The 24,027-nt window shown below is 72.1% G+C and carries 25 protein-coding genes; 15 read left to right on the top strand and 10 right to left on the bottom strand.

What is annotated here, in order from left to right; all coding sequences use genetic code 11:
- The first annotated feature begins 39 nt into the window (after positions 1-39).
- Positions 40-1,632: a Na+/H+ antiporter gene (locus D1J63_RS12140; RefSeq protein ID WP_125628903.1), complete on the top strand. Its 1,593-nt coding sequence runs from the start codon at positions 40-42 to the stop codon at positions 1,630-1,632.
- A gap of 29 nt (positions 1,633-1,661) precedes the next feature.
- On the opposite strand, the gene D1J63_RS12135 is transcribed toward D1J63_RS12140, so the two are convergent.
- Positions 1,662-2,570, bottom strand: coding sequence for a pyridoxal-phosphate dependent enzyme (locus D1J63_RS12135; RefSeq protein ID WP_125628902.1), 909 nt, complete (start codon positions 2,568-2,570; stop codon positions 1,662-1,664).
- Positions 2,571-2,665: 95 nt separating this feature from the next.
- Positions 2,666-3,244: an N-acetylmuramoyl-L-alanine amidase gene (locus tag D1J63_RS12130; RefSeq protein WP_125635412.1), complete on the bottom strand. Its 579-nt coding sequence runs from the start codon at positions 3,242-3,244 to the stop codon at positions 2,666-2,668.
- Between the two features lie 359 nt (positions 3,245-3,603).
- On the opposite strand from D1J63_RS12130, the gene D1J63_RS12125 reads away from it, so the two are divergent.
- The 5 genes from D1J63_RS12125 to D1J63_RS37135 all read left to right on the top strand — a co-directional run bounded on the left by D1J63_RS12125 (position 3,604) and on the right by D1J63_RS37135 (position 8,056).
- Positions 3,604-5,010 carry a family 2B encapsulin nanocompartment shell protein gene (locus D1J63_RS12125; RefSeq protein ID WP_125628901.1) on the top strand — a complete coding sequence of 469 codons (1,407 nt, stop codon included), beginning with the start codon at positions 3,604-3,606 and terminating at the stop codon, positions 5,008-5,010.
- 85 nt (positions 5,011-5,095) lie between these two features.
- Positions 5,096-6,271 carry a family 2 encapsulin nanocompartment cargo protein polyprenyl transferase gene (locus D1J63_RS12120; protein ID WP_125628900.1) on the top strand — a complete coding sequence of 392 codons (1,176 nt, stop codon included), beginning with the start codon at positions 5,096-5,098 and terminating at the stop codon, positions 6,269-6,271.
- 216 nt (positions 6,272-6,487) lie between these two features.
- Complete coding sequence (locus D1J63_RS12115; RefSeq protein ID WP_125628899.1) at positions 6,488-7,132, top strand: GNAT family N-acetyltransferase; 645 nt, start codon at positions 6,488-6,490, stop codon at positions 7,130-7,132.
- Between the two features lie 91 nt (positions 7,133-7,223).
- Entirely contained in the window at positions 7,224-7,808 is a 585-nt protein-coding gene (locus tag D1J63_RS12110; protein WP_125628898.1) for a dihydrofolate reductase family protein, read from the top strand.
- Between the two features lie 26 nt (positions 7,809-7,834).
- Positions 7,835-8,056, top strand: coding sequence for a hypothetical protein (locus D1J63_RS37135; protein WP_125628897.1), 222 nt, complete (start codon positions 7,835-7,837; stop codon positions 8,054-8,056).
- A gap of 180 nt (positions 8,057-8,236) precedes the next feature.
- Here D1J63_RS37135 and sodN read toward each other — a convergent pair whose 3' ends face one another.
- Complete coding sequence (sodN, locus tag D1J63_RS12100) at positions 8,237-8,632, bottom strand: superoxide dismutase, Ni (RefSeq protein ID WP_003973716.1); 396 nt, start codon at positions 8,630-8,632, stop codon at positions 8,237-8,239.
- Between the two features lie 145 nt (positions 8,633-8,777).
- Here sodN and sodX point away from each other — a divergent pair, with 145 nt between their 5' ends.
- The gene (gene sodX, locus D1J63_RS12095) at positions 8,778-9,212 is read left to right on the top strand and encodes a nickel-type superoxide dismutase maturation protease (RefSeq protein WP_164419795.1); all 435 of its coding nucleotides are present in this window, start codon (positions 8,778-8,780) and stop codon (positions 9,210-9,212) included.
- On the opposite strand, the gene D1J63_RS12090 is transcribed toward sodX, so the two are convergent.
- Positions 9,116-9,745 (bottom strand): CGNR zinc finger domain-containing protein, encoded by a 630-nt coding sequence (locus D1J63_RS12090; protein WP_102928404.1) that lies wholly within the window; start codon positions 9,743-9,745, stop codon positions 9,116-9,118. The two genes, sodX and D1J63_RS12090, sit on opposite strands and share 97 nt — an antisense overlap.
- 98 nt (positions 9,746-9,843) lie before the next feature.
- On the opposite strand from D1J63_RS12090, the gene D1J63_RS12085 reads away from it, so the two are divergent.
- On the top strand, positions 9,844-10,653 hold the full coding sequence (locus D1J63_RS12085) for a class I SAM-dependent methyltransferase (RefSeq protein ID WP_125628896.1): 810 nt from the start codon (positions 9,844-9,846) through the stop codon (positions 10,651-10,653).
- Positions 10,654-10,715: 62 nt separating this feature from the next.
- Here D1J63_RS12085 and D1J63_RS12080 read toward each other — a convergent pair whose 3' ends face one another.
- From D1J63_RS12080 to D1J63_RS12070, 3 genes are read right to left on the bottom strand one after another with little or no spacing between them, the layout of a single operon-like run.
- A complete protein-coding gene (locus tag D1J63_RS12080) occupies positions 10,716-11,477 on the bottom strand; it encodes an amino acid ABC transporter ATP-binding protein (protein WP_125628895.1) in 762 nt (253 codons plus the stop codon).
- Positions 11,474-12,424: an amino acid ABC transporter permease gene (locus tag D1J63_RS12075; protein WP_102928401.1), complete on the bottom strand. Its 951-nt coding sequence runs from the start codon at positions 12,422-12,424 to the stop codon at positions 11,474-11,476. The genes D1J63_RS12080 and D1J63_RS12075 overlap by 4 nt, the downstream gene beginning before the upstream one ends.
- Positions 12,425-12,454: 30 nt before the next feature.
- The gene (locus D1J63_RS12070) at positions 12,455-13,417 is read right to left on the bottom strand and encodes an ABC transporter substrate-binding protein (RefSeq protein ID WP_125628894.1); all 963 of its coding nucleotides are present in this window, start codon (positions 13,415-13,417) and stop codon (positions 12,455-12,457) included.
- A gap of 639 nt (positions 13,418-14,056) precedes the next feature.
- Between D1J63_RS12070 and D1J63_RS12060 the strand changes: the two genes are divergently transcribed.
- The 4 genes from D1J63_RS12060 to D1J63_RS12045 all read left to right on the top strand — a co-directional run bounded on the left by D1J63_RS12060 (position 14,057) and on the right by D1J63_RS12045 (position 17,473).
- Positions 14,057-15,286 (top strand): NADP-dependent malic enzyme, encoded by a 1,230-nt coding sequence (locus D1J63_RS12060; RefSeq protein WP_125628892.1) that lies wholly within the window; start codon positions 14,057-14,059, stop codon positions 15,284-15,286.
- A gap of 294 nt (positions 15,287-15,580) precedes the next feature.
- Positions 15,581-16,546, top strand: coding sequence for a zinc-binding dehydrogenase (locus D1J63_RS12055; protein ID WP_102928398.1), 966 nt, complete (start codon positions 15,581-15,583; stop codon positions 16,544-16,546).
- 151 nt (positions 16,547-16,697) lie between these two features.
- Complete coding sequence (locus D1J63_RS12050; protein WP_061442592.1) at positions 16,698-16,907, top strand: helix-turn-helix domain-containing protein; 210 nt, start codon at positions 16,698-16,700, stop codon at positions 16,905-16,907.
- Complete coding sequence (locus tag D1J63_RS12045) at positions 16,907-17,473, top strand: Clp protease N-terminal domain-containing protein (protein ID WP_125628891.1); 567 nt, start codon at positions 16,907-16,909, stop codon at positions 17,471-17,473. Before D1J63_RS12050 ends, D1J63_RS12045 begins: the two co-directional genes overlap by 1 nt.
- A gap of 105 nt (positions 17,474-17,578) precedes the next feature.
- Here D1J63_RS12045 and D1J63_RS12040 read toward each other — a convergent pair whose 3' ends face one another.
- The gene (locus tag D1J63_RS12040) at positions 17,579-18,664 is read right to left on the bottom strand and encodes a PadR family transcriptional regulator (protein WP_125628890.1); all 1,086 of its coding nucleotides are present in this window, start codon (positions 18,662-18,664) and stop codon (positions 17,579-17,581) included.
- Between the two features lies 1 nt (position 18,665).
- Positions 18,666-19,616, bottom strand: a complete 951-nt coding sequence (locus D1J63_RS12035; RefSeq protein ID WP_164713173.1) for a DUF4097 family beta strand repeat-containing protein — start codon at positions 19,614-19,616, stop codon at positions 18,666-18,668.
- Between the two features lie 137 nt (positions 19,617-19,753).
- On the opposite strand from D1J63_RS12035, the gene D1J63_RS12030 reads away from it, so the two are divergent.
- Positions 19,754-20,692: a hypothetical protein gene (locus D1J63_RS12030; protein ID WP_125628889.1), complete on the top strand. Its 939-nt coding sequence runs from the start codon at positions 19,754-19,756 to the stop codon at positions 20,690-20,692.
- Between the two features lie 172 nt (positions 20,693-20,864).
- Here the strand turns inward: D1J63_RS12030 and D1J63_RS12025 are convergent, their stop codons facing one another.
- Positions 20,865-21,047: a DUF6104 family protein gene (locus D1J63_RS12025; RefSeq protein WP_014176503.1), complete on the bottom strand. Its 183-nt coding sequence runs from the start codon at positions 21,045-21,047 to the stop codon at positions 20,865-20,867.
- Between the two features lie 179 nt (positions 21,048-21,226).
- Here D1J63_RS12025 and D1J63_RS12020 point away from each other — a divergent pair, with 179 nt between their 5' ends.
- Positions 21,227-21,697 (top strand): CU044_2847 family protein, encoded by a 471-nt coding sequence (locus D1J63_RS12020; protein WP_125628888.1) that lies wholly within the window; start codon positions 21,227-21,229, stop codon positions 21,695-21,697.
- On the top strand, positions 21,694-23,949 hold the full coding sequence (locus D1J63_RS12015; protein WP_125628887.1) for a trypsin-like peptidase domain-containing protein: 2,256 nt from the start codon (positions 21,694-21,696) through the stop codon (positions 23,947-23,949). The genes D1J63_RS12020 and D1J63_RS12015 overlap by 4 nt, the downstream gene beginning before the upstream one ends.
- Positions 23,950-24,027: the final 78 nt, after the last annotated feature.

Raw genomic sequence — 24,027 nt, 5'->3', positions numbered from 1 at the left:
GCGGAAGACCGCGCGGAAGAACGAGGGCGGGCGAGGACGATGGACGTGATGCCGCTGCTGTTGCTGGTGGCCGGCAGCGCCGCGGTCGCCGCGGCGGGACGGCGGGTGCCGGTACCGGCGCCGCTGCTGCTGGTCGCGGCGGGCCTGGCGGTGAGCTACGTCCCCGGTGTGCCCGACTACACCCTCGACCCGCACATCGTGCTGCCCCTGCTGCTGCCCCCACTGCTCTACACGGCGGCCACCGACAGCTCCTACCTCGACCTGCGGGCGCAGGCCCGGCCCGTGGCGCTGCTGTCCGTGGGCTACGTCCTGTTCGCCACCTTCGTCGTCGGCGGCGCGGCCTACCTCGTCGTGCCGGGCCTGCCGCTGACCGCCGCCCTGGTGTTCGGCGCGGTCGTGGCGCCGCCGGACGCCGTCGCGGCCACGGCGGTCGCCCGCCGCGTGGGGCTGCCCTCGCGCATCACCACGATCCTGCAGGGCGAGTCCCTGGTGAACGACGCGACCGCGATCACCGCCTTCAAGGTGGCGCTCGCGGCGGCCGTCGGCGAGGGCGCCACCTGGGCCGGCGGCATCGGCGAGTTCCTGATCGCCGCGGTGGGCGGCGTGGGCGTCGGGCTGGTGCTCATGGTGCCGCTGCACTGGCTGCGCACCCACCTCACGGAGGCGCTGCTGCAGAACACGCTCTCCCTGCTGATCCCGTTCGTCGCCTACGCGGTCGCCGAACAGGTGCACGCCTCGGGAGTGCTCGCGGTGGTCGTCGTCGCGCTCTATCTGGGCCACCGCGCGTGGGAGGTCGATTTCGCCACCCGGCTCCAGGAGGAGGCGGTGTGGAAGATGGTGGCGTTCGTCCTGGAGTCGGCCGTGTTCGCCCTCATCGGACTCCAGCTGCCCGTCGTCCTCCGGGGCCTGGGGGAGTACGAGGGTGCCGACGCCGCCTGGTACGCCCTCGTCCTCTTCCTGGTGGTCGCCGTGGCGCGGTTCGTGTGGGTGTACCCGGCGACCTTCCTGCCCCGGCTGTCGGCACGTGTACGCGCGCGTGAGGGCGACCTCTCCTGGAAGGGGCCGTTCGTGATCGGCTGGGCCGGGATGCGGGGCGTGGTCTCCCTGGCCATCGCCTTCTCCATTCCGATGACCGTGCACGGCGGCGAGCCCTTTCCCGAGCGCAACCTCATCCTGTTCCTGACCTTCACGACGGTCATCGGCACGCTGGTCGTCCAGGGCGTCAGCCTGCCGCCGCTGATCCGCCTGCTGAAGTTCCCCGCGCACGACGTGCAGGCCGAGACGCTCGCGGAGGCCAACGCGCAGGCGCAGGCCTCGCGGGTCGCCGAGCAGCGCCTGGACGACCTGCTCGACGACGAGCGCAACACGCTGCCGGCCCCCCTCGCCGACCGCCTCCGCACGGTCCTGGAGCGCCGTCGCAACGCCGTCTGGGAACGGCTCGGCCAGGTCAATCCGGTCACGGGCGAGACCGTCGACGACACCTACCGGCGGCTCTCCCGGGAGATGATCAGCGCCGAGCGCGAGGTCTTCGTCCGCCTGCGGGACGGCCGCTACATCGACGACGAGATGCTCCGGACGCTGCTGCGCCGGCTGGACCTGGAGGAGGCGGCGGCCTACCGCGAGACCACCTGAACCGGTGCGCCGGCGCGGTGGTGGGCCGCTCAGGGGAAGGGCCGGCCGGTGACGACCGCCGCGAGGGCCGTCCCGCGCGGGAAGGCGCCCTCCTCGGTGAGCGCGAGCAGGGCGTACAGCAGCTTGGCGACGTAGACGCGCTCGACGGCCAGACCGTGGCGCTGCTCGAAGTCGTCGGCGAAGGCGTCGAGGCCGGGCGTCGTGCGGGCGTAGCCGCCGTGGTGGAAGCGGTCGTCCAGGCTCCAGGTGCCGCGCCGTCCACCGAACGCGCGCTCCTGGAGCCGCCGTATGTCGTCCGCCAGGAAACCGCCCTTGAGAACGGGTATGCCGAGGGCCTGCCGCCCCGCAGGGAGCCCGGCGGCCAGCCCGGCCAGCGTGCCACCGGTGCCGCAGGCGAGAGCGGTCACGTCGGCGTGTTCGCCCAGTTCCTCGCCCAGGGCGCGGCAGCCGCGGACGGCCCGGGCGTTGCTGCCGCCCTCGGGGACGACGACGGCGTCCTCGGCCTCCACCGCGCGCAGCAGGGCGGCCAGGGTCTCCGGCTGGGCCTTGCGGCGGTACGTCGAGCGGTCGACGAAGTGCAGCCGCATGCCGTCGGCGGCGCACCGGGCCAGCGAGGGGTTGAGCGGCAGCTCCGCCAGCTCCTGACCGCGGACGACACCCACCGTGGGCAGCCCCAGCAGGCGCCCGGCGGCGGCCGTGGCCCGCAGGTGGTTGGAGTAGGCGCCGCCGAACGTGACGACCGTACGGCCGTCCGCCGCGTCGAGATTCGGCGCCAGTTTGCGCCATTTGTTGCCGACCAGCTCGGGGTGGATCAGGTCGTCCCGCTTGAGCAGCAACCGGACGCCGTGCCGCTCGAAGCGTCCGTCGGCCACCTCCCGCAGGGGAGAGGGCAGACGGGGCCGCAGGGCGGCGAGGCCGCGGGTGTCGGTGCCGGTCACCCCGCCATTGTCGCGCCGCCGCGCGTGGCGGACACCTCGCGTCGGCCGGTCCCGGGGGCGCGGCCGCTCCCGGGACCACTGCGGGCGGTCCCCGGTCACTTCAGCCGGTCGCGGACCCGCTCGCGCAGTGAGGCCATCGTGAACCCGCGCGGATCCACCTTCCCCGGCTGCCACTCCAGGTGGCCGATGACCGACCGCTCGTTCCAGCCGTGGTGGCGGCACACGGCCGCGGCGGCCCGCTCGATCGCCTCCAGCTGCTCCGCCGGCCACGGATCGTCGCCGTCGCCGAGGTTCTCGCACTCGAAGCCGTAGAAGTGCCGGTTGCCGTCGGTGCCGGCCTCGTTGTCCTGTGGCAGCGCCTTCTGGGCGATCACCGCGCGCAGGACGTCGTCGTCGCCCGGGCCGGCGTGGTTGGCGCGGCCGTACCCGACCAGATGGACCCGGCCGTCCTTGGTGACGACGCCGTGGCACAGCGGGCCCGGCAGATCCTCGTGGCCCTCGCGGCAGACGTCCACCGTCCGCGCGCTGCCCCTGGTGGCCGTGTGGTGGATCATCACGCCGTGCACGGGGCCCCAGGGCCCCTTGTGGTTGCGGTTGTGCTCCCGCCAGTCACCGACCTCGACGACGGTGAGGCCCTCCGCCTTCAGTGCCTCGAGGAAACTGCTCGCGGACATGGGTGGGGCCACGGCCGGCTCCTTCGCGCTCGGCGACGACCGCCCGACGCGACCGCCTCGTAGGGAGCTTGTACCGAAACGGAGTGCCTCCTATTGCTCGTTTCGGTCCGGGCGTTCCCTGTTCGGTCCGTGTGCGAGCCGTTTCGGACACTCCCGTCCCGGCCGACGCCGCCGAACCGGGCGGCTCCGCGCCGGACTTGTCACGGAGACGCCGAACAAGCCCCCATATCTGCCCCGGCCGCACGTGATCCATTCCCGCTCTTTCGTGTAATAGCACCGGCACGCTCCGTGAGGAAGGCTGGTCCACGCACATCGATGCCGGGCGCAGTCGTCCGGCATGACCGGGAGGGCAATTCCTTATGTCGGTAGGCGAAGAGGTCCGCACCGAGCAGACCAGGCCGCAGCAGAGCCTCGGCACGGCGGCCGCGCGGAACCTGGCCACCACCACCAAGTCCGTTCCTCAGATGCAGGAGATCAGCTCGCGCTGGCTGCTGCGCACGCTCCCCTGGGTGGACATTCAGGGCGGCACGTACCGGGTGAACCGGCGTCTGACCTACGCCGTCGGCGACGGCCGTGTGACGTTCGTGAAGACCGGAGACCGCGTCGAGGTCATCCCCGCCGAGCTGGGCGAGCTGCCGGCGCTGCGCTCCTACGAGGACGACGAGGTCCTGTCGGAGCTCGCGCAGCGCTGCGAGCAGCGGGAGTTCGGCCCCGGTGAGGTGATCGCCTCCTTCGGCGGCCGTGCCGACGAGGTTTACCTGCTGGCGCACGGCAAGATCGAGAAGGTCGGCACCGGTCCCTACGGCGACGACGCGGTGCTCGGCGTCCTCGCCGACGGCGCCTACTTCGGCGACCAGGCGCTGCTCGACGGGGACGCCATCTGGGAGTACACCGCCCGCACGGTGACCGCCTGCACGGTGCTCGTGCTGCCCCGCCAGGAGGTGGAGCAGGTGGCGGAGCGCGCCGACTCCCTGCGCGAGCACCTGGAGCAGCGGCGTGCGATCCCGGAGCAGCGCACCAACCGGCACGGTGAGAAGGAGATCGACCTCTCCGCCGGTCACAGCGGCGAGCAGGACATCCCGCACACCTTCGTCGACTACGAGGGCCGGCCCCGCGAGTACGAACTGAGCGTCGCCCAGACGGTGCTGCGCATCCACTCGCGCGTGGCCGACCTGTACAACCAGCCGATGAACCAGACCGAGCAGCAGATCCGGCTGACGGTCGAGGCGCTGAAGGAGCGTCAGGAGCACGAACTCATCAACAACCGTGAGTTCGGCCTCCTGCACAACTGCGAGTACGACCAGCGCATCCAGCCGCACGACGGCGTGCCCGGTCCGGACGACCTCGACGAACTGCTCAGCCGCCGGCGCGGCACCAAGCTGCTCCTCGCCCACCCGCGTGCCATCGCCGCCATCGGCCGCGAGCTCAACAAGCGCGGACTCGTCCCGGAGACGATCGACGTCGGCGGGAACCGCATCCCGACCTGGCGCGGGGTGCCGATCTACCCCTGCAACAAGATTCCGGTCACCGAGGCCCGCACGTCCTCGATCATCGCGATGCGTACCGGCGAGCAGGACCAGGGCGTCATCGGCCTGCGCGCCACCGGCATCCCCGACGAGATCGAGCCGAGTCTGTCGGTGCGCTTCATGGGCATCAACGAACAGGCCATCATCAAGTACCTGGTCACGGCCTACTACTCGGCCGCGGTCCTCGTGCCGGACGCGCTCGGCGTCCTGGAGAACGTCGAGATCGGCCGCTGGCGGTGACGCCACTGTCCGCGGCGCCGTGTTCCCGCCCCTCGGGGCGGGTACACCCCCGGGGTACGGACGGGCCCAGGGGGAAGGTGAGTCCATGACGGAGATCCGGCGCGGCGCCACCGTGACGCGCCGTTCCACCGGAACGCCGGAAGGGCACGGACCCATCGGCACACAGCGGGACAACGAGCCGGGGGAGCCGTCCGGGGGACGGGGCCGGGCCCAAGGGCAGGGACCCGGGGCCGAGGGGCACGAGGCGGCCGTGCTCCTGAGGGAGTCGCGTGCGTCGGTCGACCCCGAACTGCGCTCCGCCATCGCCTCGCTGCCCGACTCGATGCGCCGGATCGCGCTCTACCACTTCGGCTGGCAGCACGCGGACGGCACGCCCGCGACGGGCAACGCGGGCAAGGCGATCCGCCCCGCGCTCGTCCTCACCGCGGCGACCGCGCTCGGCGGGCCTGCGGCCCGTGCGGCGGCCGGCCGGGCCGCGGCAGCGGTGGAGCTGGTTCACAACTTCACCCTGCTGCACGACGACGTGATGGACCGGGACGCCACCCGGCGGCATCGGCCCACCGCGTGGACCGTGTTCGGCGACGCCGACGCGATTCTGGCCGGGGACGCCCTTCAGGCGCTCGCCCTGCGGCTGCTCGCCGCGGATCCGCACCCGGCGTCCCCGGCGGCGGCCACCCGGCTCGCGGACTGCGTCATGGAGCTGTGCGAGGGCCAGCACGCGGACACGGCCATGGAAGGGCGCCCGCCGGACCAGGTCACCCTCGACGAGACGCTCGCCATGGCCGAGGCGAAGACCGGGGCCCTGCTGGGCTGCGCCTGTGCCCTCGGCGCGCTGTACGCGGGCGCCGCCACGGAGGACGTCGAGGCCCTGGACGCCTTCGGCCGCGAGGCCGGGCTGGCCTTCCAGCTCATCGACGACGTCATCGGCATATGGGGCGACCCGCGCCACACCGGCAAGCCGGCCGGCGCGGACCTGGCCGCCCGCAAGAAGTCGCTGCCGGTGGTCGCCGCCCTCACCTCCGGCACCCCGGCCGCCGCCGAACTCGTCGAGCTGTACGCGGCGCCGTACGACAAGGACAAGGAGGACCTGGAGCGCACCGCCCTGGCCGTGGAGCGGGCCGGCGGCCGGGACTGGGCGCAGGCCCAGGCGGCCGACCGGATGGCGAGGGCCATGCAGGAGCTGGCCCGTGCCGTACCCGACCCGGAGGCGGCGGGCGGCCTGCTCGCGCTGGCCGAGTTCGTGACCCGGCGCAGCACCTGACGGCCACCCGGCCGCGCAAGACCCCGGAGCCCGTGCAGGGCCGTACGGCACCTGACCGACGTACGGCCGCACCGCCGGCGGCTCCGGTCCGGCGGGTCCCGCACTTCCCCACGGTGTGCGGGGCCCGCCTCCCTGTCTCTCCCGCCGGGCGGGCAAACTCACCGGATAGGCTCAACCGCCGTACGTACGAGCGATGTTGAGTCGAAGGGGCGAGGCATGGGTGTGGTGATCCGGACGGCGGGCGAGGACGACCGGGAGCTGGTCGTCCGGCTGCTGGACGAGGCCTTCCAGAACGATCCGGTGAGCAGCTGGGTCTTCCCCGGCGAGGAGTACCGCCGCCGGACGCACCACCGGCTCATGGCCGCGTTCACCGACGCCGTCCTCGCCGACGGGCGCATCGACCTCACCGAGGACGGTGCCGCCTGCGCGCTGTGGCTGTCCGTACCGGCCGACGAGCACGCCGGCGCCGAGCCGGACGACGGGTCCGGGGAGGACGCCGGGTCCGGGAAGGACGCCGAGGACATACCCGCGCGGATCCGCGAGGCCGTCGACCCGGAGAACGCGCGCGTGGAGTCGATAGCCCGGCTGACGGACGGCATCCACCCCTCCGGCCGGGCCCACGAGTACCTGTGGATGATCGGCGTCGTCCCCGAACGGCAGGGCGAGGGGCTGGGTACCGCGCTGATCGAGAGCGTCCTGGACCGCTGCGACCGCGAGGGCCTGCCCGCCTACCTGGAGGCGAGCAGCGCCCGGGGAAAGGTGCTGTACGAACGTCTCGGCTTCGAGTTCACCGGACGGGCCCTCGACCTGCCGGACGGCCCCCGGATGTGGCCCATGTGGCGGGAGCCCCGGACCTGTTGATCGCTCGACCGCGCCCATCCGCTCGCCAAACAACTACATACGGAGTACTGTGGTCGTAGTGGTCAACGGTCCACGCGAAAGGGAGACCGGTTTGCGCAAGCTCACGTACTTCGTCGCCTGCTCGATCGACGGCTTCATCGGCGGCCCGGACGGCGACGCGTCGTTCATGCTCCCGTTCGTCGACGGGGAGTTCCTCGAGTTCCTGAAGGCGGAGTATCCGGAGACGGTGGCCACCCACGGCCGCCGGGCACTCGGCCTCGACGACCTGCCCAACAAACGGTTCGACACGATCGTCCAGGGAAGGGCCAGCTACGACCTGGCCCTCAAGGAGGGCATCACCAGCCCGTACGCACACCTGCGCGAGTACGTCGCCTCGCGCACGCTCACCGAGTCGCCCGACCCGAACGTCGAGATCATCGAGACGGACCTGGTCGGCAGGGTCCGGGAGTTGAAGGCCGAGGACAGCGCCTTCGGTATCTACCTGTGCGGCGGATCGGCCGTCGCCGGCGAACTGGTCGACGAGGTCGACGAACTGGTCATCAAGACCTACCCGGTGCTCCTCGGCTCCGGCATGCCGATGTTCGCCTCCGGCTTCGAGGTCTGCGAGTTCGTGCCCGACTCGGTGCGCACCTTCGGCAACGGCGTCGTGGTGCGCACGTACCACCGGAAGCGCTGAGCCGCCGTCCGGCCTAGCCTGGGGGTATGGACAGCGACACGTACGTCTGTCCCCAGTGCGGACAGCCAGTCGAAGCAGTCGTCCGGCGCCACAAGACGCTGGGCGCGTGGGTCCCGACGTGGGCTCCCGGTCCGTGCCACAACCCGAAGTGCACGGCAGGTTCCGAGCCGGACGCCGGGACCGCCGAGGGCGGGGCGCGGCCCGAGCCGGTGCGACACCGCCGAGGGGCGACCACGGAGACGCCCTGAGCGCACGGAAGTCCGGCCGGAGGGAATAGCCGGAGGGAACGGGCCGGAGGGGACGCCTGAGAGGGCGCCTGCCCCGGGGTGACGCCGAAGGGGCCCGGCCGGGATGCGGCCGGGCCCCTTCGGGGTCTCCTGCGGCCTGCGATGGTGCACCGATCGCCGGCCCCGGGGTGCTGACCCGTGTCAGGCCTTCTTGGTCTCCCAGAAGATCTTGTCGATCTGGGCGATGTAGTCCAGGGCCTTCTGGCCGGTCGCCGGGTCCTTCGAGCCCTTGGCGGCCGAGAGGGCCTTCAGGGTGTCGTTGACCAGCTGGTGCAGCTCCGGGTACTTCTCGAAGTGCGGCGGCTTGAAGTAGTCGCTCCACAGCACGGAGACGTGGTGCTTCGCGAGCTCGGCGCGCTGCTCCTTGATGACCGTGGCGCGCGTCTGGAAGTGCGGGTCGTCGTTGCCGGCCATCTTCTCCTGGACGGCCTTCACCGACTCCGCCTCGATGCGGGCCTGGGCCGGGTCGTACACGCCGCAGGGCAGGTCGCAGTGGGCGCTGACCGTGACCTTGGGGGCAAACAGGCGGGAAAGCATGAAGCGTTCCTTCCTCGTGATCGTCTTCTCAGGGGGGACATTACTCCCTGGGAGGCCCGATTTCGCGAGTGCCCCCGTGGGCTTAGGACAAAAGTCCGGGGTGAGACTGAGACTGGTGGAGGAAAGACCGGGGAGGTGCCGGGTGATGCCGGAGCAACTGTCGCAGGAGACCGAGCGCGCCAGAGGGGCGCTGCCCTTCGGGCCGGCCGAGGTGACCGGGCCGTCGATGGTGCCCACGCTGCACCACGGTGACGTGCTGCTCGTGCACTGGGGGGCGCGGGTCCGGCCGGGTGACGTGGTGGTGCTGCGGCATCCCTTCCAGCAGGACCTGCTCGTGGTCAAGCGGGCGGCCGAACGGCGCGGGGCCGGCTGGTGGGTGCTCGGGGACAACGCCTTCGCGGGCGGGGACAGCACCGACTACGGGGTCGTCCCGCAGGACCTCGTCCTGGGCAGGGTCCGGTTCCGGTACCGGCCACGGGCGGGTCAGCGCTCGCCGTTCGCCGTGGTCCGCTGGGCGCTGTCGGCGGTCAGGCCGGTGCTGGCCGACCGGTCCGCCTCCAGGCGCTTGCGGGCGCGGTAGGCCGCCACGTTGGCGCGGGTGGCGCAGCGGTCGGAGCAGTAGCGCCGGGAGCGATTGGTCGAGGTGTCCAGGTAGGCGTTGCGGCACGGGGCCGCCTCGCACAGGCCCAGCCGGTCGACGCCGTACTCGGTGAGGTGGAAGGCCAGGCCCATCGCCGCGATGGCCGCGAAACCCGCGGTCGCGTTGGAGGGGTGGTCCGCGAGGTGCATGTGCCACAGCGGGCTGCCGTCGTCGGCGCGCTGGTCGTGCCCGGAGATCTGCGGGCTCACCGGGAACTCCAGGAGCAGTGAGTTCAGCAGGTCCACGGCGAGGGTCTCGTCGCCGCCGTCGGCAGCCTCGAAGACCGCGCGCAGCCGTCCCCGCACCGAGCGGAACCGCGTCACGTCGGCGTCGGACGCGCGGCGGGCCGCCGACTGGTTGGCGCCGAAGAGTTCGCGGACGGCCTCCACCGAGGTCAGGGAGTCCTGGCCCCGCGAGGGTTCCTCGGTGTTGACGAGACGTACGGCGTAATCCGAGTAATAGGCCAGTTCCACTTGTAGTCCTTACGAAGGGGCTCTAGGGTCGTGCCTGCGGTCAGTAATGGCTGATTGTGCTTCCAGGGTATTACGTGACGCAGGTGTGGAGGGGCTCGATGACGGACGCGGACGCCACGACGACTACCAGGACCACGGTGACCACAACGACGGCCGCCGCGACGGGTACCGACTGGCAGGCCTGGCAGGAGAGCTGGGACCGGCAGCAGGAGTGGTACATGCCGGACCGGGAGGAGCGGTTCCGGATCATGCTCGACATGGTCGAGGCGCTCGTCGGACCCGCGCCGCGCGTCCTCGACCTGGCCTGCGGCACCGGCACCATCACGGCCCGGCTGCTCGCCCGGTTCCCGCGGGCCACCAGCACCGGCGTGGACCTCGACCCGGCGCTCCTCGCCATCGCCGAGGGCACCTTCGCGGACGACGACCGGGTCTCCTTCGTCACCGCCGACCTCAAGGACCCCGACTGGCCGGCGAAGCTGCCGTACGACACGTACGACGCCGTGCTGACCGCCACGGCCCTGCACTGGTTCCACGCCGAGCCCCTCGCGGATCTCTACGGTCGGGTCGCGGGATTGGTCCGCGACGGTGGTGTCTTCATGAACGCGGACCACATGATCGACGACACGACGCCCCGGATCAACGCGGCCGAGCGCGCGCAGCGGCACGCCCGGATGGACTCCGCCAAGGACGGGGGCGCCCTGGACTGGTCCGAGTGGTGGCAGCTCGCCGCCGAGGACCCGGTGCTGGCCGGGCCCACCGCCCGCCGCTTCGAGATCTACGGCGAGCACGCCGACGGCGAGATGCCCTCGGCGGCGTGGCACGCGCGCGTACTGCGCGAGAAGGGCTTCGGCGAGGCACGGCCGGTGTGGTGCTCGCCGTCGGACACCCTGCTGCTGGCCGTGAAGTGAGCCGCTGAAAGCCGGCAGGGGCGGTACGGGAGATCCGTACCGCCCCTGCCGCGCACGTGGCCTCAGAGGACCTTGGACAGGAACGCCTTCGTCCGGTCGTGCTGCGGGTCGGTCAGGACGTCGCGCGGGTTGCCCGACTCGACCACCACGCCGTTGTCCATGAAGACCAGGCTGTCGCCGACCTCGCGGGCGAAGCCCATCTCGTGGGTGACGACGACCATCGTCATGCCGGACTCGGCGAGGTCGCGCATGACGTCGAGGACGTCGCCGACCAGCTCCGGGTCGAGCGCCGAGGTCGGCTCGTCGAACAGCATCAGCTTCGGGTCCATCGCCAGGGCCCGCGCGATGGCGACCCGCTGCTGCTGGCCGCCGGAGAGCTGCGAGGGGTAGTTGCCGGCCTTGTCGCCCAGGCCCACCCGCTCCAGCAGGGACCGTGCGCGGTCCCGGGCCTGGGACCTGCTCGCGCCCTTGACCTGGACCGGCGCCTCCATGACGTTCTCCACGGCCGTCATGTGCGGGAACAGGTTGAAGCGCTGGAAGACCATGCCGATGTCCCGGCGCTTGAGGGCGACCTCGCTGTCCTTCAGCTCGTAGAGCTTGTCGCCCTTCTGGCGGTAGCCGACCAGCTCGCCGTCGACGTACAACCGCCCGGCGTTGATCTTCTCCAGGTGGTTGATGCAGCGCAGGAACGTCGACTTGCCGGAGCCGGAGGGGCCGATGAGGCAGAACACCTCGCCCTGCTTCACCTCCAGGTCGATGCCCTTGAGGACCTCGACGGCGCCGAAGGACTTGTGGACGCCCTCGGCCTTGACCATGGCGGTCATGCCGCACCTCCCGTCGTGCTGGAGCGGTTCGACAGGGAGAACAGGTTCGCCCTGATCTTCTGCATCGGGGTGGGCGGCAGGCTGCGGCTGGAACCGCGGGCGTAGTGCCGCTCCAAGTAGTACTGGCCGACGCTGAAGACCGAGGTCAGCAACAGGTACCAGGCCGCCGCGAGGAACAGCATCTCGGCCGGTGCGCCCGAGGTCTGGCCGATGTCCTGGGCGACTCTGAACAACTCGGCGTACTGGACGACCGACACCAGGGAGGTCGTCTTCAGCATGTTGATGACCTCGTTGCCCGTCGGCGGCACGATCACGCGCATCGCCTGCGGGACCACGATCCGGCGCAGCGTCTTGGCGTGGCTCATGCCCAGCGCGTGCGCCGCCTCGGTCTGTCCCTCGTCGACCGCGAGCAGACCGGCGCGGCAGATCTCCGCCATGTACGCCGCCTCGTTGAGGCCGAGGCCGAGCAGCGCCGTCAGGAACGGCGTCATGAAGTCGGACCACTCGTCGCGGTAGAACGGGCCGAGGTTGATGTACTCGAAGACCAGGCCGAGGTTGAACCAGACGACCAGCTGCACCAGGACCGGCGTGCCGCGGAAGAACCAGATGTAGAACCACGCGATGGACGAGGTCACCGGGTTCTTCGACAGCCGCATCACCGCGAGCAGGATGCCGCCGACGATGCCGATCAGCATCGCGAGGACGGTGATCAGCAGCGTCTTGCCCATGCCGGTCAGGACGCGGTCGTCGAAGAAGTAGTCCGGGATCGCACCCCAGTTGATCTTGCCCTGGGAGAACGCGTAGACGACCGCGGCCAGCAGCGCGATCGCGACGACCGCGGAGACGTAGCGCCCGTAGTGCCGGACCGGGATGGCCTTGATGGCCTCCGGCGGGGTCGGCGGGTTACCCGCCGGGCCGCCCGCCGTCTTGTCGATGTCAACAGTCACGGATGTTGCCTTTCAGTGCCCGCAGCGCGGTCACTTGCCGCCGTTGATGGTGGCCTCCGTGACGGCGCCTTCCGCCACGCCCCACTTGTCCATGATCTTCTTGTACTCGCCGTTGGCGATCACCGCGTCCAGCGCCGCCTTCAGGGCGTCGCGCAGCTGCGTGTTGTCCTTGGCGACCGCGATGCCGTACGGGGCGGCCTCGACCTGCTCGCCGACGATCTCGAAGTCCTTGCCGCCGCCGGAGGTCTTCACGGCGTACGCCGCGACCGGGAAGTCGGAGGAACCGGCGTCCGCGCCGCCCGCGCGCAGGCGGGTCTGGGCCTGCTGGTCGTTGTCGAAGGCCTCCATGGAGATCTTCTTGCCGGCCGGGCACTTCTCGTTCTCGGCCTTGGCGAGGTCCTCGGAGACCGTGCCGCGCTGGAGCACGAGCTTCTTGCCGCACAGGTCGGACCAGGTCTTGATGCCCTGGTCGTCGCCCTTCTTGGTGTAGATCGAGACACCGGCGGTGAAGTAGTCGACGAAGTCGACGCCCTGGCCGACCTTCTTGCCGGTGTCGGCGTCGATGCCCTCCTGGCGGTCCTTGGTGTCGGTCATCGCGGACATGGCGATGTCGTACCGCTTGGAGCGCAGACCGGTGATCAGCGTGTCGAAGGTGCCGTTCTCGAACTCGAACTTCACGCCGAGCTGCTTGCCCAGGGCGTCCGCGAGGTCGGGGTCGATACCGACGGTCTTGCCGGAGTCGTCCTTGAACTCGACCGGCGCGTACGCGATGTCGGAGCCGACCTTGATGACGCCCTTGTCGCGGATCGACTGCGGCAGCTTGTCGGCCAGCGGGGCGCCGCCCGAGGACTGGGTGTCGCCGCCGCCCGAGCCACTGCTCTCGGTCTGGTCGCCGCATCCGGTGAGCAGCAGGGCGCCTGCGACCGCGATCGCACCGACCGCTGCTAGCCGGGAGTGCGCGGCGGTCGTACGACGGGTGGAGCGTGCGGTCATGGTGGTTCCTCCGGCGGATGAGGGAGTAGCCGATGGGGACGGGTGAGTTCCGGTGTGACGGAACGCCGGCCGGGGGCCGACCGGCATCGTGAGGCGACGAGAGCACACACCTTCGAGCGCCGCGACCTCGTGCGATTACGGCATCTTGCCATTCGGACTCGGCCATTCAGGGGGGCCGTCATGTCAAAATCGGATAACGGGTCACCCCCCGAACCGCACCAGGTCGGTACATCACGACCGAACCTTTGCGGGAATCTGCCCTTCCGGCCGGAAGATCTACGGAATTTCTTGTTATCCGAACATGGATGACGAGTGATCAAGGTCGTTGAAGATGGCACTTGCGGGTCTGTCAAGTGGTTCCGGGAGGTTGTCCGGAACCGTGGCTATGAGCCATGTCACCGACATGCGGCGTTCGGGGTCCGGCATGTGAGCTTGCGCTTATCGGACTCGTCGCGAGGGCCGTCCGTCGGGTAAGAAGGTTCTTTACACCCCTCATCAGGGGCTCAGGGCGCGTGTGCGGCGCGCCCGTCGCGCAGGGGCCTCGTGGCCCGGACAGCCATCTCCCTGTGCGGTGCCCGCCCATTCCTCACCAGGAGTGGACAAACCCTCAATCCATGAACTCTTAAGGGGTAAGACAAAGTGGCAGCGGAGATCGTCAATCCTCGCAGCGACAGCGAAGCCGGTGCGGAACAGGGGGAGGGCGCCGAGCCGCTCGACTCCTTCGACCCCGCGTTCGCGCTGCACCGCGGCGGCAAGATGGCCGTCCAGGCCACCGTGCCGGTCCGCGACAAGGAAGACCTGTCCCTGGCGTACACGCCCGGCGTCGCGAAAGTGTGCAGCGCGATCGCCGAGCAGCCCGACCTCGTCCACGACTACACCTGGAAGTCGTCGGTCGTCGCCGTCGTGACGGACGGTACGGCGGTGCTGGGCCTCGGGGACATCGGGCCCGAGGCCTCCCTTCCCGTGATGGAGGGCAAGGCCATCCTCTTCAAGCAGTTCGGCGGTGTGGACGCGGTCCCGATCGCCCTGAACTGCACGGACGCCGACGAGATCGTCGAGACCGTGGTCCGGCTCGCGCCCTCCTTCGGCGGCGTCAACCTCGAGGACATCTCGGCACCGCGGTGCTTCGAGATCGAGCGCAAGCTCCAGGAGCGCCTCGACATCCCGGTCTTCCACGACGACCAGCACGGTACGGCCGTCGTGACGCTGGCGGCGCTGCGGAACGCGGCGCGGCTGAGCGGGCGGACGCTGGGCGAGCTGCGGGCGGTGATCTCGGGCGCGGGCGCGGCCGGGGTCGCCATCGCCAAGATGCTCGTGGAAGCCGGCATCGGGGACGTTGCGGTCGCCGACCGCAAGGGCGTCGTCTCGGCCGACCGGGACGACCTGACGCCGGTCAAGCAGGAGCTGGCCTCCTTCACCAACAAGGCCGGGGTGTCCGGCCCGCTGGAGGCGGCCCTCGCGGGCGCCGACGTCTTCATCGGCGTCTCCGGCGGTACGGTGCCGGAGCCGGCGGTGGCCTCGATGGCGAAGGGCGCGTTCGTCTTCGCGATGGCCAACCCGAACCCGGAGGTGCATCCGGAGGTCGCCCACAAGTACGCGGCGGTCGTGGCGACGGGGCGCTCGGACTTCCCGAACCAGATCAACAACGTGCTGGCGTTCCCGGGCATCTTCGCGGGCGCGCTGCAGGTGCGGGCGTCGCGGATCACCGAGGGCATGAAGCTGGCGGCGGCCGAGGCGCTGGCCTCCGTGGTGGGGGACGACCTCGCCGCGGACTACGTCATTCCGTCGCCGTTCGACGAGCGGGTGGCGCCGGCCGTGACGGCGGCGGTGGCCGCGGCGGCTCGGGCGGAGGGGGTTGCGCGCCGGTGACCGTGTGATCCCCGCGGTGTGGTGAGCGGCCTCGTCCTTGGGTGGGCGGGGCCGCTTGTCTTTTGGGTGCGGGTGCGGGTGCGGGTGCGGGTGCGCTGGTGCTGGGCGCGGGTGGGGGCGCTGACCGGCGCTGGGCGGGTGCCGGTGCGCCCACCCGTGCCGCCCTGGGGGTACCTCCCAGGGCGTTCAGGCACTGGGGGAGGCACGACTGCCCGGAGCTGCGCGGCGCAAGAGGGGGTGTGTCACACGGGGCCGTGGTTCCCGTTGGGCGGTGGGGAACCTATCGTCAAGGTCATGTTCGCTGTCTACGCCGCCCGAATCGACCGCGACCAGCCCTTGGCCGGCCTGGAGTTGGGAGAGCTTCCGGCTCCCGAGGCCCGGCCCGGCTGGAGTGTCGTCGATGTCAGGGCCGCCTCCCTCAACCACCACGACCTGTGGTCCCTGCGCGGCGTCGGCCTCCCCGAGGACCGGCTGCCGATGATCCTCGGCTGCGACGCCGCCGGGGTCGACGCGGACGGCAACGAGGTCGTCCTGCACTCCGTGATCGGCCAGACCGGCCACGGGGTCGGCCCCAAGGAGCCCCGCTCCATCCTGACCGAGCGCTACCCGGGGACGTTCGCCGAGCAGGTCGCCGTGCCGACCTGGAACATCCTGCCCAAGCCCAAGGAGCTCTCCTTCGAGGAGGCCGCCTGTCTGCCGACCGCCTGGCTGACGGCGTACCGGATGCTGTTCACCAACGCCGGGGTGCGTCCCGGTGACTCCGTACTGGTGCAGGGCGCCGGCGGCGGGGTCGCGACGGCCGCGATCGTCCTCGGCAAGGCGGCGGGGCTGCGGGTCTTCGCGACCAGCCGGGACGAGGCCAAGCGCAAGCGGGCCCTGGAGCTGGGTGCCGTGGAGGCCGTGGAGACCGGGGCTCGGCTGCCGCAGCGGGTCGACGCCGTGATCGAGACCGTGGGCGCCGCCACCTGGTCGCACTCCATCAAGTCCCTGCGGCCCGGCGGCACCCTGGTCATCTCCGGTGCCACCAGCGGCGACCGGCCCTCCCACGCCGAGCTGACCCGGATCTTCTTCCTGGAGCTCAAGGTCGTCGGCTCCACGATGGGATCCAAGGACGAGCTGGAGGACCTGCTGTCCTTCTGCGCCGCCACCGGTGTGCGGCCCGTGATCGACGAGGTGCTGCCGATGGACCGGGCCCGCGAGGGGTTCGAGCGGATGGCCTCCGGCGGGCAGTTCGGCAAGATCGTGCTCCGCAACTCCTGAGCCCCGTCTGCGAACGCCTTCCTCCGCCTTCGGCGGGTCCGGTTCTCCGGGCCCGCCGTTCGCGTTTGCCGTACCCGTTCCCGCCTTCGTTCCACTCCCTCATCTGTCAACTACGGTTGACGGATGTCGATTGTCAACCTAAGTTGACTGCATGAGCGAAGCAACGGATCTCGCCACGCGTGCGGGTGACCGCGATCCCCGGATCGGGCTGCGGGCCGTCGCCGCCCTCCGGAAGCTCGTGGAGCAGCTGGAGGCCGTACAGGTGCGCAGCGCGCGCCATCAGGGGTGGTCGTGGCAGGAGATCGCCACGGAGCTGGGAGTCAGCAGGCAGGCCGTGCACAAGAAGTACGGGAGGCATTGATGTTCGAGCGATTCACGAAGGACGCCCGGGCGGTCGTGCAGGGGGCCGTCGAACACGCCGAAGCGGTGGGGGCCGGGACCGTCGAGCCCGAGCACCTGCTGCTCGCCCTGCTGGACCGGGAGGGCAGTCGCGCCTCCTTCGCGCTGGCGGCACTCGGCGCCGGCGAGCACCGGGACGCGGTACGGCAGGAGCTGCGGGACGCGCGGCGCCGGGCCGGTCTGTCCCAGGCCGAGACGGAGGCCCTCGCCGGGCTGGGGGTCGATGTCGGGGAGATCGTCGCCCGGGTGGAGGAGGCGCATGGCGTCGGTGCGCTGTCCGCAGACGACCGGAAGGGCGGGCGCCGCTGGTCCGGGCACCGCAGCTTCAGCCGGGGTGCCAAGGAGGTCCTGGAGAAGTCCCTCCGGGTCGCCGTCGCCCGGCGGGACCGGCACATCGGGGACGAGCACCTCCTCCTCGCCCTGGTCCTGCGCCCCGGTGTGCCGGCCGAGGTACTCGCCGACCACGGGGTGACCCACGAGTCGCTGACCAGGGTGCTGGGCGACGGAGGCGGACAGGCCTGCGCCTGACCGGCGCTCCACCTGTGCGTGACCGGTCGCCCACGGGCGTCCAGCGGGCGTCCACCGGCGTACGGCGCTCCCGAGGGAGTCAGGGGGCGCCGTGCCGTGCCGGGCTCAGGCCTTCGGGGTCCGCAGGATCGCCCCGATGTGTGCCGCGGCCTCCGACAGTCGGCGGCGGCTCTCGCGCAACTGGTCGGCCGTCACACCGTGGTCCCGGGCGGCGTCGCGGATGTCGTCCCGGAAGCGGTCGAGCAGCCGGTCCAGGTCGCGCTCCGGGTCGCCGGTGGATTCCGCGGCGTCCTCGTGGGCCCAGCTCGGGGCGTATCCGGCGGGGAAGTCCTCCGGCGTGACGGAGTACTCGGCGCCGGGGGAGCGGTCGGTCCGCGGGCCGGCGCTCCCGGTGTCGGTGCGGCCGAAGCCCCAGTCCTTGCCGAACTCCTTCCCGAAGTCCTTTCCGAAGTCGCCGACCTCCTTGGCCAGTTCGCTCAGGCCCTCGCGCAGCCCCGTCGGCCAGTCGCCCCGCGAGAAGTGGTCCTGCACCTGCTCCTGCACGCGCTGGGCGATGCGCTGGACCTCCTCCTGCGCCTGGGCCCGGGCCCGCTCCTGGGCCTCCTTGGCCTGGCGCCGGGCCCGCTGTGCCTCGTCACGGGCGCGGCGGCTCTCGTCCTTGGCGCGACGGGCCTGCTCCTTCCACTCCTGCTTGACCCGCCGCATCTCCTCCTTGGCGGCCCGCCACGCCTCCTTCTCGTCGGTGTCCCCGGCACCGCCCGCGGAGCCGCTCCACTCCTCGTGCGCCCCGGAGCCGGTGCCCCGGCGGGCGGCGGTGGCCGCGGCCCGCATCTCCCGCCGCAGATCGCCGGCCGCGCCCCGCACGTCGGCCCGGATCTCGGCGGCCAGCTCGGCGACCGACTCCCGGATCTCCAGCTCCAGGTCGGCCAGCTCCCCGCTGCGGTCGGCCAGCTCGGCGCGGCCCGCGTCCGTGATGGCGTACACCTTGCGGCCGCCCTCGGTGGTGTGGGTGACCAGGCCCTCCGCCTCCAGCTTCGCCAGCCGCGGGTACACCGTGCCCGCGGAGGGGGCGTAGAGGCCCTGGAAGCGCTCTTCGAGGAGCCGGATCACCTCGTAACCGTGGCGCGGGGCCTCGTCCAGAAGCTTGAGGAGATAGAGGCGGAGTCGGCCGTGGGCGAAGACGGGGGGCATGTCAGAGCACCTTCTTGTCGGTCGTGCCGTCGGAAGGGGCACCGGTGGCGCCCTGGTCCCGGACGGAAGCGGAATTGTCCCCCGAGTCGCTCTGTGCGTGGTCCACCGGGCCGGTGTCCTGTGGCTCCCGCTCCCACGGTGTGTCCTCCGTCGCCGGACGGCGGAGCAGGGCGATCGAGCCGGAGACCGTGGTGGCCTTCAGCCGGCCGTTGCCCGCGCCGAGCCTGCCGGTGATGCGCTTGGCCCCCCACTGGCCGCCCACCCGGAGGTCCTCGAAGGCGCTGCTGACCGTGCCGCTGGCCGTGTTCGCCTCGACCCGGGCGTCGGCCGGCTGGGGCAGCCGGATGGCGATCTCGCCCGAGACGCTGTTCAGGCTGATGTCCGTGGGCCCGCCGGCCGGGTCCAGATCGACGATCATCGACCCGCTCACCGAGTCGGCCCGCACGGAGGAGCCCGCCTCCACCACCGTCAGGTCGCCGGAGACGGAGTTGAAGCGGAGGTCGCCGGTGAGGGCCTGGGCCTCCACGTTCCCCGAGACGGTGTCGGCGCGGACCGGGCCCGCGAGGCTCACCAGCGTGGTGTCACCGGAGACGCCCTTCACCTCGGCGGGGCCGTCCAGACCGGAGACCACGGCCGCGGCGCTGACCGCGCCCACCTCCACGCGGGTGCCGGTCGGCACCGCCAGGGAGACCACCGCGCTGCGGCGCCAGCCCTTGCGGTCCAGCCACTTGAGGAAGCCCTTCCAGGGCAGGTCCTCGTACGCCACCGTGAGCACGCCGTCCCGGTGGGTCACGATCAGAGGTGGCCCCTCGATCTCGGAGACCTGCAGACGGGCGGAACCTTCGTCCGTGCCCACCACGTTCACCGTTCCACCGACGATGCGTACGTGGAGCCGGTGCACGGACTCGTCGAAGGAGAGCTTCCTGGGCTCCGCGACGGACCACTCGGACATGGTGACGACCTCCTCGACCGAACGCGCCATATCGCGTCCTCCGTAATTCACGATATATCGCGGAGGGGAAAAGTCAAGACACCCGTTCTGGTGATCAAAGATGGGCTGAGCGGGCCGACTCGCCCTAGTTTGATGCCGTGTCGACGGAAAAGTTCGAGCGTGGTCTCGCTCCCGGTGCCCTGCTGCTCTGCCGCGCCGAGCCGGACGCCGTCGCCGCCGTCGCGCCGCTGCTGGGCGAACGGATGCCGTTGCTCCGGGCCGGGGAGGGATGGAGCGTGATCGTGCCGGAGGGCGGGCCCTGGCGGGACGGGGGCGAACCGGTCGACCGTGTCGTCACCGGCTGGGCCGCGGCACTCGCCGTCGGCGCCCCGTGGCCCGTCCTCGCCCTGTGGTGGGACGCCGACCGGGCCGGGTACACCCTCGCGTCCGGTTTCCGCCGCCCGGTGGGTTACGTGTGGCTCGCGAACGGCACGCCGGTCGGCGAGGACGAGGCGATGCGCACCTTCGCCGCCCGGCTCGGTCTGGACCCGGTCCTGGACGTGCAGTCGCTGGACCGGCTGACCCGGCCCGAGGCGGACGCCGATCGCGCATCCGGGCCGGCCGGTGCCGGCGCCCGGGCCAGGCTGCGCGGACTGCTCGCGGTGCTCACGCGCGCGGGGATCACCCTCCCCGCCGGACTCGACCCCGGCGAGGGAGCCGAGCGTCTCGGCGCGACCGCCCGCGCCCTGCCCGACGTGCGCCGGACCGAGACCGCCGGACGCCATCCCGCCGCCGGGCCCCGCCCGACCGCCGAGGGCTCCGACCCGACTGCCGAGGGGCCCCGCCCAAGCGCCGCCGGGGGCCGCCCGACCGCCGACTGGACTCGCCCGACCGACGCCGGGGGCCGCCTGGCCGGCTGGATGCCCTGGACCGGCGGCTCGGGGGCCCGCGCGCTGGCCCTGGCCCAGGTGGCGGTGGGCCTGCCGCTCACCGTCTGGGGTCTGCGGCGCCGCAGCGGAGGCTGGACCGTGGCGGGGGCGCTGCTGGTCGGACGCGGCGCGCTCGGCGTGGCCCACGGGCTCCCCGGGCGCACCTGACGTCTCCGCCCGACGCTTCCGCGGGCCCCGCCGGGCAGCCGAGCCGGCCCCGCCGTACGGTCTGGTCGGCCCCGGGCGCCTGCCCGCGCCTACGCGCTCCTTCCCGGAGCCCGGAGCCCGAAGCCCGAAGCCCGGAGCCCGTGCGCCCCCGCTCTCCTCGCCTCCCGGCGTGCTACTCGTCCTCGTCCTCGTCGTCCAGCCGTGCCAGCCACGTGGCCAGGCGCTCCACCGGGACTTCGAAGTCCGGGTTCAGGTCGACGAACGTACGCAGCTGCTCGGCGAGCCACTCGAAGGTGATCTCCTCCTCGCCGCGCCGCTTCTCCAGCTCCTCGATGCCGCGGTCGGTGAAGTACATGGATCGTGCTCCGTCGGGTCTTCGCAGGGTTGAGAGTCTCCCGTGCGGGAAGAAACCTGTGCCTGCGGGGTGGAGAGATGGGGTCTTTCCGTCTGTTGTGAAAAGACAGCACAAGGATAGGCGTCCACGGGGTCGTGCCTTCCGGGGCCGTCGAGGGGACGCGGGGACGGGGGAAACGCATGGGACAGGAAGCGACGCGCGTCACGCGCATCGTGCTGCCGGACGGGACACCGGTCTGGGCCCGGATCTCGGGCGCGGCGGAGCTGCCGGCACCGTCCGGGCAGCTGTCGTTCAGCGACACCGGCTTCACCGAGCGGATCGAGGCGAGTGTCGAGAGCCTGAACGCGCTCGTCACCGGTGTCGCGCGCTCGCTGGCGGAACCGTTGCGCGCGGTGCGGCCGGACGAGGTGAGCGTCCAGTTCGGCATCGAGCTGACCGCCAAGGCCGGCAAGGTCGTGGGGCTCCTGGCCGACGGTGAGGCGAAGACGGGCATCTCGGTCACCCTCACCTGGAACGGCGGCCCGCCGGACCCGCCCGCGCCCGGCTCCGGTGCCCCGGGTGGTGAGCCCCCCGACGCCGCGGCCGACGCGTCCGCCCGCGCTCCGGGGCACGGCGGGGCCGGTGACGCCGCCTCCGGGAGCGGGGCGTGATGCACGGACGCGCCCCCGGCGCACCGGGGGCCCACGACGCTGCCCGCCGTGCGCTGCGTGGCCTCGTCATGGCGGCGACCGTCCGCATTCATCGGCCGGACGCCGGGTATGCCCTCGACGAACCCGGGACGTTCCTCGGCAGCGGCTACTTCGTGGCGCCGAGCTGGGTTCTGACCTGCGCACACGTGGCACGCGGCGGTGAGGGGGACGAGGTCGTGGTGGTGTACGAGCCCGCACCGGGCCGCGGCATGTCCGCGGTCTCGGGCCACGTCGCGGCGGCGCTGCCCGAGGGCGCCGGACCCGTGCCCGGCAGCTGGCCCGCCCCCGACCTCGCGCTGGTGCGGCTGAGCGAGCCCGTCGACCACGAGTGCGTGTACCTCTCCGAGCGCCCGGCGGCCTACTTCGGCGAGGGCAAGGTCCTGTACGCGGGCTGGACGGTGGTCGACGGGCGGCTGAGCATGCTCGACGGCACCCTCACCGTGCAGGGCACCATCGGCGGCTGGACCACGGACGTCCAGATGCGGCTCGGGGACAACGACCTGCCGGACGGCGTCTCCGGCGGCCCCGTGATCGATCCGGAGCGCGGCGAGGTCATCGGCGTACTGAAGTCGCGCTCCGACCACGCGCGCGGGGGCACCTCCACCGGGCTCGAACAACTGCGGACGCTGCCCGCGCCCTCCGGCGAGCTGAAGACGGAAGCCGACGATCTGTACCAGGCGGTGGTGCACGCCCACGACCGCTATCACCGTGACCGGCAGCGTCATCCGGACGCGCGCCGCCACACCTGGGCCGACGTGCAGGGCCAGCTCGGTGCCCGGCCCGGTCGGACGCTGAGCCCCGACGAGCGCGTCCAGTTGCTCGGGCGTCTCGCGGACCTGCCGCCCCCGGCCAGCACCCGTTCCCTGCTGGACATCCTCGACTCGCTGTCGGACTTCGAAGCCCCGGCCCCGCTGCCCGCCCCGCGCGGCTGGCGCGACGGACTCGGTGCCCTGTACGAGTACGCGCGCGACGACGGCGCCCTCTACCTGGTGCTCGACTACGCGGTGCACGCCATGACCGCCGACCGCCCGTTCCTCGCGTCCAGCACGCCGGCCGCGGAGGAGGCCCTGTGGGCCGGGGTGCGGCAGGCCGCCCAGCGGCTCGGCCCCGGCCGCCGGACGGCCCTCGTCGAGCGGCGGAAGGCCAGGTTGGAGGCGCGCCGGCCGACCCGGGCGGGGGACCACCCGGGGACCGGAGCGAACGCCGGCGGCCCGGGAGGGGCGGCGGCCGCGCAGTCGTCCGTGCTGGTCGAGATCGTGCGGCGGGGCTGGGAGCCGGACCGCTGCGACTGGTCGGTCTTCGTCGTGAGCGCCGACGGAGAGGCGAAGCGCCTCGAGGAGGTCCAGCGCGTCCCGCTGGCCGACCTCGCCACCCACCTGTCCGCGCCCCTCAAGGAGGCGTTCCGGCAGTGCGACACGCCGGGCCGGCCGGCGGTCCTGCAAGTGGCGACGGAACACTCGCTGCTGGCACTCGACGTGGACGAATGGCGGCTGGGCCCGGAGGAGGAGCGACTCGGCACCCAGCGCCCGGTCGTCCTGCGCTGCTCCGACCGCGACCAACTGACGGAGAACGGCGAGTACGGCGAGTACGGCGAGTACGGCGAGAACGGCAAGTACGCGGAGTACGGCGCCCAAGGCGCCCATGGCGGCCGGGGCGACCACGGGGAGCGCGGCGGAGCCGGCGGGCGGCGTGAAACCGGCGCGGTCGGCGCCCAGTCGGCGGCCGCCCTGAACGGCGACCACCGGCTGGACATCGACGAGGAACGCAGAGCCCGCTGGCGCTGGCTGCACGCACACCCCGTGACCGCCGCGGTCCTCGACTGCGACGACGGCCTGCGCAAACCGGTACCGCCGGTCGAGGAGTTGCGGGGCCTGTCGCACGGCACGGTCCCGGTGCTGTGCCGCTTGGACACCCACGGCCGAGAGGGCGACGCGGAGGGGCTTGCCCGGCTCGTGCGCGGCGGCTTCGGCGTGGCGCTGTGGCGCCGTCGGCACGGGCTGCCGGAGGCGGTCTGCGGCGAGTTCCACCGCGGCACCCTGGACCAGATCGCGGGCCCCATCGGCGCCCACCGACTGCCCGAGGCCGTGCGCGACCTGCGCTTCAAACTGCGATCGGGACGGCCCGAGACCTTCTGGGCGCACGGCATAGCGCTGTTGTACGACGATCCGCACCAGCCCCTGCCCGGCACCGGTGACCTGCTGGAGGCACCGTGACCGCGGCCCGCGCGTGCCTCCGTCGGCGGCCCGCCCCCGTGTTTCAACTCCCTTTGTCGAGGGACCCGTTGGGTGATG

Source organism: Streptomyces sp. KPB2 (genome assembly GCF_003950055.1).
In the GTDB taxonomy this organism is placed as follows: Bacteria; Actinomycetota; Actinomycetes; order Streptomycetales; family Streptomycetaceae; genus Streptomyces; species Streptomyces salinarius.
Note: the sequence above shows the minus strand (reverse complement) of the source record. Positions and strands in the feature narration are given on the sequence as shown.